Consider the following 15208-nt stretch of genomic DNA (forward strand, 5'->3'; position numbering starts at 1 on the left):
GCTATTTCACCTCCTGCTTAATATACCAATTGGCACTTTTCTTAATCCAACTTTCTTCATATATTGAAGAGGTAGCCTTACCTAAATAGCGGACAAATGCTTTATTTTTTAATGCCTTATTTATTTGATGTATAAATTTAGTGATACCACTATATCCGAGTATCCCCGTTGAATCTACAGAAACTACTGGTATCCCAAGTTTTGCTATCCAAGCAGTCTGACCAAGTCCTCCAATATATAAATCTGGTTTTAATTTTCTTACTATATTTACTTCTTCAAAAGTTTGCCCATTAGCAACATGTATTTTAAAATCAGTTTTATTTTTACTAATATTCTCAAGTTCCTTTTTATGCAAATCATCGATGTGTCCAACAGTTACTCCTACTACTTCTCCTTCAAATTCTTTAATTAACTCTATAACTCCAAAGGCTAATGAAGTTGGGAGATTAACATATACTTTTACATCATTTAATTTATTTTTTTCTATATACGCTCTTAATTGACTAACAGCTTTATTAACAAAATCCTCTGTTTCTTTCTTTGTTCCAGTTACTGAAGCAATTTCTGTAAGCCACTCTGTAGTTCCTTTAATACCAATTGGTAAAGATGTTTCTATGAAAGGTATATTATATCTTTCATATAATGCCTTTCCTAAGTAATCCCCATAATCCTTATTAATATTAATTGAAAGTTTAGCTTTTGATGCGCTTTTTATGCTTTCAGGACTTGCGAAACGTGATAATAGATTGACCTTTACTCCTATGTTGTTTAGTAAACCCACTATTTCTTTTAAATCCTCAGCATTTTCAGATATAGAAATTAGATTCACAAAATCAAGTTTTTCATGATTTTCTTCCTCAGCTACTAAATACTTTACCAAAGCATGTAATGCTAAATCGTATCCTGTAATGCTATTTTTTGACTTAAATCCATCGGAGTAAATAGGTATAATATCAACTCCAAGCTCTTCTTTAAGCTCAATAACAACAGCTTGAATATCATCATTATTTATTGCTACCACAGGTGTAGCTACAATAAATATCACCTTAGGTTTATGACGGTTGTACGCAGTAAAAACAGCCTTTCTTAACTTTTCATCTCCACCCATGATTGAATCCTTCTGATTCAAATTTGTTACAATCCAAGGACTGCTTTCACCTTGGGAAAAAAAATGTAACTGAGCTGCACTGCATCCTACAGGACCATGTACTATTACAACTGAATCCTTTATACTGTTAATTGCTTGTAGAACATAAATAATATCGTCAAAACTTGTTTGTGAAAATGTTCTTATTCTTTGCTTAACATCATTTTTTTCTATATCATTTAAAAGAGAATCACTATCTCCCAAATAAGCACCTAATGTATTTAATCTATTTTCTCTAATCTGAGGCTTTTTTCTCGCTAATAGACTCATTAATATTCCTCCTTTAAATTGCTTCTCCCCTCTTTACTACACCAGACTCAAATTCAAAAATTCTATCTCCCCAAGTTCTAGCCCAATCTCTTAATTCAGTAACATTAAGAGGATTCGGTATATCTAATTCATCACTATCTGCTATATATTTAGCTAGATTTCTGTATATATTCGCATGTTCCGAGTGAGGATTCGCCTCAATAACAGTTTTTCCAAATAATTCACTTTGTGAAACTACTAGTGAACGTGGTACATATCCTACCACTTTTGTACCTGTACGCTCTGCAAAATCATCAATTAATGACTCAGAATAACTTGCTGATAATCCATTAGCTATGATTCCTCCAAGCTTAGCTCCACCTGATGGTGCATACTTATTAATAGCCTTGAAAAGATTATTTGCTGCATATACAGCCATAAAATCTGAAGAACTAACTACAAATGCACGATCAGTAATACCATCTCTTATTGGTACAGCAAAACCTCCACACACAACATCTCCTAACACGTCATATAAAACATAGTCTGGCTTGTATTCTTCAAAAAGGTTTAATTGCTGCAATAGTTCAACTGCTGCATTTATTCCTCTACCAGCGCATCCAACACCAGGAACAGGACCTCCAGCTTCTATGCATAATACACCTTTAAAGCCTTCTACTGAAATATCAGATAACTTTACGTTGTTATTCTCTCTAAGACTATCTAACACTGTAGGAAGGTAATTTCCCCCACGTAAAGTATTTGTTGAATCACTTTTAGGATCACATCCAATCTGAATTACCCTATATCCTGCTTCTGCCAATGCAGCACTTATATTAGATGTTGTTGTTGATTTTCCTATTCCTCCCTTACCATAAATAGCAATGTGTTTAGCTTTCTTTATCATAATCCTTTTCCTCCCTTAAGATTTAAACTTCTATCATTTTACGTTTGGACCCAATAACTGATAATTAAGATGTTAGTATTAAATACTAACTCTAACGACTTAATTTACTTACTCTATTCACTCAGCTAAATAAACAAGGCTAAATTTCACTCCTACAAATAAGTAAGAATAAAATTTAGCCTCTAGTATTTCTAGTCAACTAAAATATCTACTTTTCTAATAAATATTGATTAATTTCTTCAACTTTATTTAATTGTTCCCATGGAACATCAATATCAGTTCTACCAAAATGCCCATAAGCAGCTACCTGTTTATATATTGGTCTTCTTAAATCTAAATCTCTTATTATTGCAGCTGGTCTTAAGTCAAATACCTTTTGTACTATTTCTACTATTTTGTCATCAGCTATTTTTCCTGTACCAAAAGTATCTACTTCAATAGACACTGGGCTCGCAACTCCTATAGCATATGCAAGCTCTATCTCAAGCTTATCAGCAACTCCTGCTGCTACTAAGTTTTTAGCAACCCATCTTGCAGCATATGCACCTGATCTATCAACCTTAGTTGGATCTTTTCCTGAAAAAGCTCCTCCACCATGTCTTCCATATCCACCGTAGGTATCAACTATTATTTTTCTTCCTGTTAATCCTGCGTCTCCTTGTGGTCCGCCGATAACAAATCTGCCTGTTGGATTTATATAATATTTTGTTTTATCATCTAATAGCTCTATTGGTATAACTGCTTTAATTACATGTTCCTTTATATCTTTTTCTATTTGTTCCTGTGCAACCTCAGGGCCATGCTGCGTAGAAACAACAATGGCATCTATTCTAACAGGTTTATTATCCTCATATTCTACTGTAACTTGTGTCTTTCCATCTGGCCTTAAATATTCAAGAATACCTTCTTTTCTAACTTCAGCTAACCTTCTGGCTAACTTGTGTGCAAATGCAATAGGCGTTGGTAAATATTCTGCAGTTTCATTAGTAGCAAAACCAAACATCATACCTTGATCCCCAGCTCCTATGGCATCTATATTGTCGTCTTCCCCTCTTCTAGCTTCTAAAGCTTGATTTACCCCAGCTGCTATATCTGCTGATTGTTCATCTATCGCTGTAATAACAGCGCAAGTTTCACTATCAAAACCATATTTTGCCCTAGTATACCCTATATCTTTTACTGTTTCTCTTACTATCTTTGGAATATCTACATAAGAATTCGTTGTTATTTCACCTATAATATTTACTATTCCTGTTGTCACTGTTGTTTCGCAAGCAACTCTTCCATATGGGTCCTTCTCTAATATTGCATCTAATATTGCATCTGAAATTTGGTCACATATCTTATCTGGATGTCCTTCAGTAACTGACTCTGACGTAAATAGTCTTTTCATTATAATTTCCTCCCCAAATTTTAAAATATATTTATTAGATTTATGTTTATTTATTTTGATTATTAATACCTTTTTCCTTAAATATAGGCAATAATTCATCGTCTATTTTATATAAATCGTGCCATATAGATGTAGGAGCTGCAGCACAATCATATAGTTGCTCATAGGTAAACCCTGCTTTTCTAAAGATAGAATATGCTTTCTTTACTATATCAAAATGCCACTGAGGCTCTGGACTACGATGTCCTTCCAAAGCAGAACCTGGATTTGGGCACCATGGAACTGGAAAGCATATAATTCCTTTAGATGCTAGATACTCGACCCCCTCTAATGTGGATTTCTTAGGTTCAATTCCTGCAACAATTTGTGACCTTACACGACCGTAACCAAATACTTTCACTGCATATTCTAAAGCATTAACCCAATGATCCCAGCCACCGCACTGTTGTTGTTTACCCGGACAAATAGTTTTAAAAATATTTTTGTCCCAAACCTCAATATTCATAGCAATAGTTCTATATCCTGCTTCTTTGTATTTATCAATAACATCTAAGTCTAAAGGAGCACCTATAACACCTGTTCCGTTGAAGTCTTCTAACCCCGTATGCTCTTTAATAGCTTCTGCCACATCAATATAATAGTCTACTTCCCTTCTTTCTGGTATAAAGCCACCACTGATACTTATGTGACGAGCACCATGTTTATAAGCAGCTGCAACAGTTTCACCTATTTGCTTTGGGTATTTTAAAAATATTCCTTGCTTTTCACCATAGGTATCTTTAGTAGCATTAATATTGCAGTATAAGCAATCCAATCCTTTATCCTTTAATGAGCATTCATTGCTGTATGCTACAAAAATAGCACCTTCCCTGTTATATGCTGCTATATGTGACATTTCTGTGCCATCAGATGTTTTCAAACCATAGTATTTAGGACGTTTTAAAAACTCTATAGGAAAAACCTCATGACCTTTATGTGTTAAATAATATTTACTTCCATCGTAATTAATAGAATAATCTGAACTGCGATTCCATCTAAAAGGAAACTTTAAGCCACTTGGTGAAGTAAAGCCTACCGGAAAATCTATTCCAGCATGTGGATGTCGATCATATTCAAATAAAAGATGTACCTGTTCCTGATACTTACCACCTAGATCAAGATTAGCAAAAATTCTTGGATCAACATTAACGCCGTCTACAAACAAATCATTCTTAATCTCTAACTCCTTATAAAGCTGCTTTTTAACATCGCTCATTTCTTCATTCCCCCCTCTTTATACTTCTAATTATTTAACTCCAATACTCTTCAGGTAGCTGTTGTCGATAAGGTCATTAATATTTACATCTTTTCTTATTGTATTAGTTTCTCTTAGTGTCTTAATTGTATCTGAAGCAGATTTAATAACCTCATCTGTTAATCTAATATCGAAGTGTTCTTTTTTCATAGCCTTAGACAATATTTCCTTCTTCATTCCTGTATCTTTTGCAACAAGATCTACAGCTTTATCAGGATTTTCATTAGTCCATTTTTCAGCTCTTTCATAAACCTTCACTATTCTCTTCACTATTTCTGGATATTTCTTAGCAAAAGAATTTGTAACAATAATAAAGTTAGAATTAAACTTTAAATTAGTAGCATCAGCAATTTGATGGCCAATACCTTCAAATTCAACAGTTGAAATCCATGGCTCCCATGTTACCGCTGCATCAATATTCTTAGATGCTAATGCAGTTTTAATATCCGCTGGTTGTAAATTTACTTCCTTTACATCCTTAGGAGTAAGACCAACAGATTGAAGATAAAGATATAGAAGTCTATGTCCAGTAGAACCAACTGTAAATCCAACTTTTTTACCTTTTAAATCCTTTGGAGATTTTATATCAGAGCCATTAGGTACAACTAAACCGTCCAATTCATAACCTGATGCATAGACACCTATAGCTTTAACGTCAATACCATTAGCTTTTGCCTGAATGGCAGGCTGATCGCCAACCTGACCTATGTCAAGTCTATTTCCTGCAAAGGCTTCAATCATTGGAGGTCCTGAAGTAAAGCTTTCAAACTGCACATCAATACCGTCTTTTTTAAACTCCTCATCAAACCACCCCTGCTGCTTTGCTGCAATTAATAAAGTATGGTTTACACCAGGTTGGTAACCAATCTTTATTTTTTCTGGTTTTTCAGACTTAGCTTGCACTGCTGCTGACTTATCATTTATGTTCTTTTGTGCGTTAGCTTTTCCGCAACCAGCTAATAAAAATGCACTTAATGTAACTAATGAAACTATACTTACTATCTTTTTTATTCTCATGATAGTTATCCCCCCTGAAACTATTATCAATTTTATATAACTAATAAATTTTAGAATTAAGTTCTTCTAAAGTATCTTTTAGATCTCTGTATTCACTTCTAATAAAGGAAGATCAATATCAACCAAAGAAGGATACTTCAATCCTGTTCCTGTATTTAACAAAACAACTTTCTCATCTTGTTTTATAAAACCATTACTCAGCAGCTTAGTTAATGCAGCAACCAAAGTTGCTCCTTCAGGGCATACAAGCATCCCTTCTGTCCTAGCTAATAACTTTAGTGAATCTATAATCTCTGAATCTTTTACTTCAACTGCTGTGCCTTTACTTTCCCTTACAGCTTCTAACACTAAGAAGTCTCCCAAGGCCTTTGGTACACGTATTCCACCGGCTATAGTTTGAGCATTGGCACAAAACTCAGAAGTTTCACTTCCTTCATTGAAAGCCTTAACAATCGGATTACATCCCTCTGATTGTACAGCAATAAGTTTAGGTACTTTTTCTCCAATCCATCCCAGTTCCTTTAACTCCTGAAAAGCCTTCCAAATTCCAATTATACCTACCCCGCCACCAGTAGGATAAAGTATTGCATCGGGAAACTCCCAATTAAAATATTCTGCAATCTCAATTCCCATTGTCTTCTTGCCTTCGATCCTATAAGGTTCTTTTAATGTAGCTGCATCAAACCAACCATGTCTTGCAACTCCACCAGCAATTATCTTACCTGCATCAGATATCAACCCTTTTACTAAATATGTCTTAGCTCCATAAATAAAGCTTTCTTTTTTAGCTAAATCAGGTGCATCTTCAGGCATAGCTACTATTAATTCAATTCCTGCCCTAGCGGAATAAGCTGCCCAAGCACCTCCAGCATTACCAGCTGTAGGCATCGCTATTGTCTTAACACCCAATTCCTTAGCTTTTGAAACTCCTACTGCTGCACCTCTTGACTTAAATGTACCAGTGGGATTTAAGCCTTCATCTTTTATATATAAGTTATCCATTCCTAATTCTTCACCTAACGATGATGCTTTTAATAATGGAGTATCCCCTTCACCAAGGTTAATAATATTTTCCTCATTGGAAACGGGTAAAAGTTCTTTAAATCTCCATAATCCCTTTTGTCTATTCTTAAATACAGATTTACTAACATTATTTTTTATTGTCTCTAAGTCATACCTAGCTAATAATGGACCACCACAATGACATAAATTACGTGGTATATCTGCAGAATACCTTTCTTTACATTTAGCACATTCTAATAAAGTTAAATAACTCATTCAACAATACTCCTTCTACATTTTTATATTCTATCTTTTTAAATAACTGTTTTCTGCATACTTGCTCATTTTCATTAAAATTGATTGTATTTTACACTCTTTTCTTTTTGCTCTTTAACCAGTAAAATCAACTGATTTCGTGCAACCACCTCAATTATACATATATGTTTACTAGGTTTAAGTGCGTAGTTTATCTAAAAAACCCTAAATATCATAGACGAAAGGTCTATCTACCTGAGCAAAAAACTCATCGTAAATCTTTTTACGAATCTGCATAAAGTCATAACTGCTGCGATCACGTGGCCTAGGCAAATCTACTGGCACTATCTTTTTTACCATTCCTGGTCTGCTGGACATAACCACTACCCTATCACCAAGATAAATTGCTTCATCGATATCGTGAGTTACTAGTATCATAGTAGTCTTTTCTTTCTCCCATATTCTTAAAACTTCTTGCTGCATATTAATACGAGTCATAGCATCAAGAGCTCCAAAAGGTTCATCCAATAAAAGCACTTTAGGCTTATTTACTAAAGCTCTTGCAATACTGATTCTCTGCTGCATCCCCCCTGATAATTGGTGTGGATAAGCTTTAGCAAAACTGTTCAAACCAACCAACTCAAGATGCTCCTGAACAATCTCATTTTTATCAGCAGTATATGTTTTATTACTCAGACCAAACGCTACATTCTGCTCTACTGTTAACCAAGGGAAAAGACGAGACTCTTGAAAAACCATTCCTCTATCAGTACCAGGACCCTTAATAGGTTCATCTCCTAAAAGAATTTTCCCCTCGTAATTTTTCTCTAATCCAACCATTATTCTCAACAAAGTACTTTTACCACAACCACTTGCACCTACAATACTTAAAAACTCACCGGATTTTACTGTTAAGTTTACATTATTAAGTGCGGTAACACTACCAGTATCTATTTTAAAATTTTTAGTTAAATTTTCTATCTTTAGAGCTTGAGCTGATTCTACTTCAAAACCCATACTTACTCCCCCCTAACTAACTTCGATTATTCACATTCCATTTTACAATTGAAAACTCTAACTTTTTGATTATAACGTCTATTAAAATACCTACAATACCTATTGAGAAAACTCCAACTAACATTATATCTGGCTGTGATAACTCTCTAGCATAAGCTATTTTATAACCAATACCCGATGAAGCTGCAATTATTTCTGCCGCAATAACACTCATCCAAGCAGTACCAATTCCTATGCGCAAACCTGTAAATATAGATGGAAGAGCCGATGGAAGAACAACCTTTGTTAATACATTAATCTTATTTTTTTCTAAAATTTCTGCAACCTCAATATACTTTTTATCAGTGTTTTTTATTCCATGAATTGTATTAAGTAATATGGGCCAAAAACTACCAATAGCTATTACTGTTATCTTTGAGGCTTCGTCAATTCCCATCCACAGTATAAGTACAGGTACCCAAGCAACAATAGGAATAGGACGTAAAATACCTATTATTAAATTAAGTGCTTTTTCAGCTCCCTTAAAAAGTCCTATTGCTACTCCGAAGCTTATACCCAAAAAAGCTCCTAGACAAAAACCTTCAAAAACTCTAATGATGCTAATTGTTAAATGTTCAATTAATTCTCCAGTACGTAGCATATCAAGTAGCGCTATACCAATAACTGATGGTGCTGGAAGAATAGATGATCTAATAATCCCATTTTCGCCCAATAGCTCCCAAATTATTAATAATATCACTGGTGCTATCAATGGGATAAAAATATCTTTAACAATTGAAAAATTAAGAAGACTATTTTTATTAAATCTTGTTTTATTTATGCTGACTTTCAAACTATTTAGACTCATTTTAACCCTCCTAAACTGTCATTTTAATTATAATTTCATATAAAAAAAATTCTCCCTCTAAAAATACAGAGGCAGAATTATTTATTCCGCGGTTCCACTCTGATTATCATACATACTAAAATGCATGATATCTCACATAAAAAGTATAAGAAAATACCTTAACGCTGTAACAGGCGTACCTGCTGGAGTCTACTACTACTTCAATCCAGTACTCTGGGATGCACTTCCACTAAGTTCCATTTAAAGTCCTTTTCAGCCAGTGAGGACTTCTCTCTGAAAATTTTCCTTAATATACTTCTTCCCTTCATTGCTTTTAACTTAATTTATTTTCCTATTATTCATATATGTTTAGTAGTATTGTAACCTTCTATATATACTATGTCAATACCCTTTATTTAAATACAACCAAATTATCCATTAATTATAAAAATTATTATTTAATTTAATGTATACATAAACGACTTCATATACGTTTTTCACATAATCATTTTTTATAACAGTTGTTTCTAAATGACTGTTATTGCCAAAATTGACTCATTCCACAGCCAAAATTCTTATTAGGTCTTTTCCAAAAACCAAATTTTTCATAAAAATTCTCTTTACCTTTTGCCGCCATTAACCCCACAATAGCACCAGAACAAGCATTTTTGCTTATAAAACTCATAATTTTGCCCATCATTTCTAATCCAATTCCCATTCTTTGATATATAGGATTTACAATGACATCATGTATATAAAAGCAAGTAACTCCATCCCCTACTATTCTTGAAATACCAATAACTTCTCCATTTAAAATTGCACAAACTCCATAAAGGGAATTTTCTAATCCCTTTTCCATAGAACATCTATCTCGAATTTTCAGTCCTACCAACTTTCGCAAATTAAACAATTCATCCGCTGTTGGTTTTCTTTCTATTAATTCGTAATCATTAATTATATGAATACCCCCTTAATTTTTTTCATATTTCAATGATATTTTCATTTCCTATTCAAAGCAAAGTGACTCTTCTGCTAACACATACATTCCCCGTATATAAAATAGTTAAATATATTCTGCACTTCAGAAAAGTCAACAAATACTCAACAGTTTTGCCACATGAAAATTAACATTTATTGATTTATATTATTAAGATAGGCGTAATTGCATCTCACACGGATTCACCAAGTAGTTCTTCAATATTATTAAATAATATAATCATCAGGTATAAATACCTTCACATCCTTCGGTCTAATGTATACTTCTTCACCCTCATGAAGCTTCAATTCACGATAAACATCCTTACTTAACTCTGCTTCTAAATACTCTCCTGTGTCCACCCGCTTTAACTCTAAATGTACAAATGGCCCAACTGCCCTGATAAATAAAATATTAGCTTGAATAAAGTTTTTATCTATATTTTCACGCTTTATCTCAATATCATGAGGTCGAGCATAGCTTATTGCTCTAGCATCCTTAGTTTCACTGTGTTCTGGCGCATCAATCTGAATTGATCCGATTTGTACCTTTCCATTACTAATTCTACCGTGGAACAGGTTAACATTTCCAAGAAAATCATATACAAAAGGATTAGCAGGATTTTCATATACTTCTTCTGGTGTACCAATTTGTTCTATTCTGCCCTTATTTAATATTACAATTCGGTCAGCAACATCCAATGCTTCCTCTTGATCATGAGTTACAAATACACTTGTAATAGGGTACTCATCATGAAGTCTTCTTAACCAGCGGCGGAGATCTTTTCGTACTTTTGCATCTAATGCTCCAAAAGGTTCATCGAGCAGTAAAACTTTAGGTTCTACTGCTAAAGCTCTAGCAAGTGCAATCCTTTGCCTCTGTCCTCCTGATAGCTGGTTTGGATAGCGCTCTGCTAGTTCTTCCATTTTAACTAGTTCAAGTAATTCATGAACTTTTTTATGAATTTCTTTCTTACTTGGTCTATATTTACGTAAACGGACTTTTAAACCAAACGCTACATTTTCAAAAACAGTTAAATGACGGAATAAAGCATAATGCTGAAATACAAATCCTACTCTCCTATCCTGAATTCTTTTATCTGTATGGTTTTCCCCATCAAAATAAATATTTCCCTGATCTGCAGTTTCAAGTCCTGCAATAATTCTGAGTAGTGTAGTTTTACCTGAACCAGAAGGTCCAAGTAGTGCAACCAACTCGCCAGTCTCGATTTTCAAGTTAATATCATCTAAAGCCTTAAAAGCACCGAATTTTTTTGATATATTACTAACTTCAATACTCATATCAAACCCCTCCCTCTATATACTACTCTGTTTATCTAATGTTCTACTGACTTTCCATTCCACAATATTTTTTACTATTAGATTAATCACTGCTACAACCGTTAGCAAAGATGCCACAGCAAATGCAGACGCAAATTTATACTCATTGTATAATATCTCTACATGTAAAGGTAATGTATTAGTAACACCTCGTATATGTCCTGAAACTACTGATACAGCCCCGAATTCTCCAGCTGCTCTGGCTGCTGTGAGGATAACTCCATATAAAAGAGCCCATTTTATATTTGGTAAAGTAACCTTCCAAAAGGTTTGCCACCCACTTGCACCTAAAGTTAAAGCTGCTTCTTCTTCTGAATTCCCTTGAGACTGCATTAATGGAATTAGCTCACGAGCTACAAATGGGAATGTAACAAAAACTGTAGCTAAAATAATGCCTGGCTTTGCAAAGATTATATTGATGTTATGTTTTGATAACCATGAACCAAATAAGCCGTGATTAGTACTAAAAAGCAATACAAAGATAAGTCCCGCAATGACAGGAGAAATAGCAAAAGGCAAATCAATAATTGTAAGCAATATATTTTTTCCTTTAAACTCAAATTTAGCTATAGCCCATGAAGCAGCAAGACCAAAGATTGTATTTAAAGGTACAGCTACAGCTACAGTTATGAGAGTTAGCTGTAAAGCAGCTAAAGCCATTGGATCACTTATTGAAGCAATATATACTGAAATACCTTTCTCAAAGGCCTTAGCAAAAACAGCAATTAATGGAATAATTATAATTATGCCAACATAAATAAGAGCTATAATTGTTAATAAAAACCGAACTATTCTTGATTCTCCTGTAACTTTTCTCTGTGCAACAGAAGTAGTTTTTGTCTGTAGCGAAATGTTTCCCCCCAAAATTTTCACCCTCCTATCTTCCAGTATGACGTGTGTTATTCCACCACTGAAATAAATTTATAATCAAAAGCATAATAAAAGAAATAATAAGCATAACAGCAGCAATAGCTGTAGCTCCGTTATAATCATATTGTTCTAGTTTTGTCAAAATCATAAGTGGCGTAATCTCTGTTTTCAACGGCATGTTTCCGGATATGAAAACAACAGATCCATATTCCCCTAAAGCTCTAGCAAAAGCTAATGCAAAACCAGTTAATAAAGCTGGAAAAACTTCAGGAAATATTACTTTAAAAAAGGTCTGAATTTTATTAGCTCCTAAACTAGCTGCCGCCTCCTCAAATTCTAGATCAATATTCTGCAAAACTGGTTGAACAGTCCTTACAACAAAAGGTAATCCAATAAAAGTAAGTGCAATAACTATTCCATAATAAGTGTAGGAAACCTTAATTCCAAATGAAGCAAAATATTTGCCAATCCACCCATTCTCCGTATACAAAGAGGTTAATGTTATTCCAGCTACTGCAGTTGGTAGAGCGAAAGGTAAATCTACAAGCCCATCAATTATTTTACGACCTGGAAAAGAATATCTAGTTAAGACCCATGCAAGTAGTAAACCAAAAATTGTATTAATAACCGCTGCAATAAATGAAGCTCCAAAAGTTACTTTATATGAAGCTATAACTCTCTGTTCAGTAACAATTTCCCAAAATTTATACAGCCCTATAGAAGATGAATTTATAAACACCATAGCTAATGGAATTAACACCATTAAGCTTACATACAGAACAGTAAAGCCTGTTGTTATTCCAAAGCCAGGTATTATACTGTGTTGTTTAATTCTTAAAGACTTAACAGATAAATTCATTTGAGCGCCTCCTTACTTCCAGTAATCTATTAAATAAAGATGATTATCATCTTTTTATAGACACACAACTTCATAACTAATTGATTAAGGATTGAAGTTGTTTATCTTTAATAAAGGAACAAGTTCAACATTAATTAGTAAAAATTTATCGAACTTGTTCCTCTTAGAAATAGTATAGAAATCTTTATAATTTGTTTTCGCTTTTTATATCTACAAATTGTATTAGGTATAAACTACTTCTTTACATAAATTTGATCAAAAATACCACCATCACTAAAATGTTCTTTTTGTGCTTTAGTCCATCCACCAAATACATCATCAATTGTGAATAGATTTATTTTAGGAAACTGATTTTCATATTTTTTTGCAACAGCTTCATTTCTAGGACGATAGAAGTTTTTCGCAGCAATTTCCTGCCCCTCATCTGAATATAAGTACTGAAGGTATGCTTCTGCAACTTTGCGTGTACCCTTCTTATCAACATTAGAATCAACAACAGACACTGGTGGCTCTGCAAGTATACTGATTGAAGGTACAACTATATCAAATTTCCCTTCGCCAAATTCTCTGTTAGCTAGAAAAGCTTCATTTTCCCATGCAATAAGTACATCACCTATACCACGTTCAGCAAATGTTGTAGTAGCACCTCTTGCTCCTGAATCCAACACTGGAACATTTTTAAATAATTGCTGTACAAACTCTTTTGCCTTATTTTGATCTGAACCATTTTTCTTTAATGCATATCCCCAAGCAGCAAGATAATTCCAACGTGCTCCTCCTGAAGTTTTTGGGTTTGGTGTAATTACTGCAACTCCAGGTTTAATAAGGTCATCCCAATCCTTAATATTTTTAGGGTTTCCTTTGCGAACTAAGAAAACTATAGTAGATGTATAAGGAGTGGAGTTATCTGGCAACTTCTTTATCCAATTAGGATCAATCAATTGCTTCTTTTCATTAAGAGAGTCAATATCATAAGCAAGAGCTAGTGTAACTACGTCAGCATCTAGTCCATCTATAACTGCTCTAGCTTGTTTTCCTGAACCACCATGAGATTGTTTTATAGTAACGTCTTTCCCAGTTTTGTTTTTCCAATAATTTGAAAAGGAACTATTATAAGACTCATATAATTCTCTAGTTGGATCGTATGAGACATTTAACAGTGTAATAGGCTTTGTATCTCCAGCTTGTTCCTTAGTAGTTGCTGCTTCTTGCTGCTTTGAAGCACTTGTACCGCATCCTACTAAAGCAATCTGAATGATTAATAATACTGTAGCAACTAGACTGTATTTAGTCTTTCTACCCCTTAACTTATTGACATTTGATTTAATAAACATAAATATCTCCCCCTAAATATAAAACTTTGTACTTATAGATATACAACTTCATAACTAAATTGATTAATGACTGAAGTTGTTTATCTTTATTTAAACCTAAACCATCTCTTTCATTGGCAATTTGGTTTCCTCCTAAATCTCTCAAATACCCTTTCCTAGTATTTATATCGGAATAATATTATTCTATGCAATTTTACGAATTCTGAATACAGTAATTTTCAAATAATTCAATTAAACAGTTAAGTGTAGAAACAACTTAATTTAAAATTTAAATTCTTAATAATATAAATATCTGTTTTAAGTTCAGTTGTTTTATCACTTTTCTCAGCCTAATCTTTTATGTTTTTGGTTTGTAATCTTATAAAAAAATTCTGTCTCTCAAAATACATAGTGAGAATTATATTGCAAAATATACTTTTTTCTACATTGCCACAACACCATTTCCTTTTCCAACTATTCTTATATGTTTACTGGTATTATAACGCTTTATATTTACCTAGTCAATAACTTTTTTGTATTAAATAATTAAACTTTGTATTAATATCCTCTTATACCAATTTATATTGAGAATCATTTGATAAATAGGTTATAATCCACAAATATTATACTGACTAAGCATCGAAACTACTCAACTTCAGCCACATTTCACTTTGTGAAATGTCTGCAAATAATAAAAAAAGAGGCTTTATCCCCTAAGTACATTCATTCATACTTTTTGGGAT

14 protein-coding genes and 1 other annotated feature are annotated in these 15208 nt (G+C 33.4%); all 14 genes read right to left on the reverse strand.

Annotation, left to right across the window (positions count from 1 at the left end):
• Position 1: 1 nt before the first annotated feature.
• Positions 2–1417 (reverse strand): nitrogenase component 1, encoded by a 1416-nt coding sequence (locus CPJCM30710_RS12260; RefSeq protein ID WP_212904462.1) that lies wholly within the window; start codon positions 1415–1417, stop codon positions 2–4.
• A 13-nt stretch (positions 1418–1430) separates the two neighbouring features.
• Positions 1431–2303 (reverse strand): nucleotide-binding protein, encoded by an 873-nt coding sequence (locus tag CPJCM30710_RS12265; RefSeq protein ID WP_212904463.1) that lies wholly within the window; start codon positions 2301–2303, stop codon positions 1431–1433.
• Between the two features lie 208 nt (positions 2304–2511).
• The gene (metK, locus tag CPJCM30710_RS12270) at positions 2512–3696 is read right to left on the reverse strand and encodes a methionine adenosyltransferase (RefSeq protein ID WP_212904464.1); all 1185 of its coding nucleotides are present in this window, start codon (positions 3694–3696) and stop codon (positions 2512–2514) included.
• Between the two features lie 46 nt (positions 3697–3742).
• Positions 3743–4951, reverse strand: a complete 1209-nt coding sequence (locus tag CPJCM30710_RS12275) for a radical SAM protein (RefSeq protein ID WP_212904465.1) — start codon at positions 4949–4951, stop codon at positions 3743–3745.
• A 30-nt stretch (positions 4952–4981) separates the two neighbouring features.
• Complete coding sequence (locus tag CPJCM30710_RS12280; RefSeq protein ID WP_246503533.1) at positions 4982–6007, reverse strand: ABC transporter substrate-binding protein; 1026 nt, start codon at positions 6005–6007, stop codon at positions 4982–4984.
• 78 nt (positions 6008–6085) lie between these two features.
• A complete protein-coding gene (locus CPJCM30710_RS12285; protein ID WP_212904466.1) occupies positions 6086–7285 on the reverse strand; it encodes a threonine synthase in 1200 nt (399 codons plus the stop codon).
• A gap of 204 nt (positions 7286–7489) precedes the next feature.
• Positions 7490–8281 carry an ABC transporter ATP-binding protein gene (locus tag CPJCM30710_RS12290; protein ID WP_212904467.1) on the reverse strand — a complete coding sequence of 264 codons (792 nt, stop codon included), beginning with the start codon at positions 8279–8281 and terminating at the stop codon, positions 7490–7492.
• 16 nt (positions 8282–8297) lie between these two features.
• The gene (locus CPJCM30710_RS12295; protein WP_212904468.1) at positions 8298–9128 is read right to left on the reverse strand and encodes an ABC transporter permease; all 831 of its coding nucleotides are present in this window, start codon (positions 9126–9128) and stop codon (positions 8298–8300) included.
• A 64-nt stretch (positions 9129–9192) separates the two neighbouring features.
• Positions 9193–9445, reverse strand: a binding site (T-box leader).
• A gap of 200 nt (positions 9446–9645) precedes the next feature.
• The gene (locus CPJCM30710_RS12300) at positions 9646–9966 is read right to left on the reverse strand and encodes a GNAT family N-acetyltransferase (RefSeq protein ID WP_212904469.1); all 321 of its coding nucleotides are present in this window, start codon (positions 9964–9966) and stop codon (positions 9646–9648) included.
• Positions 9967–10310: 344 nt separating this feature from the next.
• The gene (locus CPJCM30710_RS12305; protein ID WP_212904470.1) at positions 10311–11384 is read right to left on the reverse strand and encodes a sulfate/molybdate ABC transporter ATP-binding protein; all 1074 of its coding nucleotides are present in this window, start codon (positions 11382–11384) and stop codon (positions 10311–10313) included.
• A 15-nt stretch (positions 11385–11399) separates the two neighbouring features.
• Positions 11400–12287, reverse strand: a complete 888-nt coding sequence (gene cysW, locus CPJCM30710_RS12310; RefSeq protein WP_212904471.1) for a sulfate ABC transporter permease subunit CysW — start codon at positions 12285–12287, stop codon at positions 11400–11402.
• Between the two features lie 13 nt (positions 12288–12300).
• Positions 12301–13152: a sulfate ABC transporter permease subunit CysT gene (gene cysT / locus CPJCM30710_RS12315; RefSeq protein WP_212904472.1), complete on the reverse strand. Its 852-nt coding sequence runs from the start codon at positions 13150–13152 to the stop codon at positions 12301–12303.
• Between the two features lie 233 nt (positions 13153–13385).
• A complete protein-coding gene (locus tag CPJCM30710_RS12320) occupies positions 13386–14486 on the reverse strand; it encodes a sulfate ABC transporter substrate-binding protein (protein ID WP_212904473.1) in 1101 nt (366 codons plus the stop codon).
• Positions 14476–14631: a hypothetical protein gene (locus CPJCM30710_RS12325; RefSeq protein ID WP_212904474.1), complete on the reverse strand. Its 156-nt coding sequence runs from the start codon at positions 14629–14631 to the stop codon at positions 14476–14478. Before CPJCM30710_RS12325 ends, CPJCM30710_RS12320 begins: the two co-directional genes overlap by 11 nt.
• Positions 14632–15208 lie beyond the last annotated feature (577 nt).

Origin of the sequence: Clostridium polyendosporum, from assembly GCF_018332455.1 — a bacterium.
GTDB lineage: Bacteria > Bacillota > Clostridia > Clostridiales > Clostridiaceae > Clostridium_AY > Clostridium_AY polyendosporum.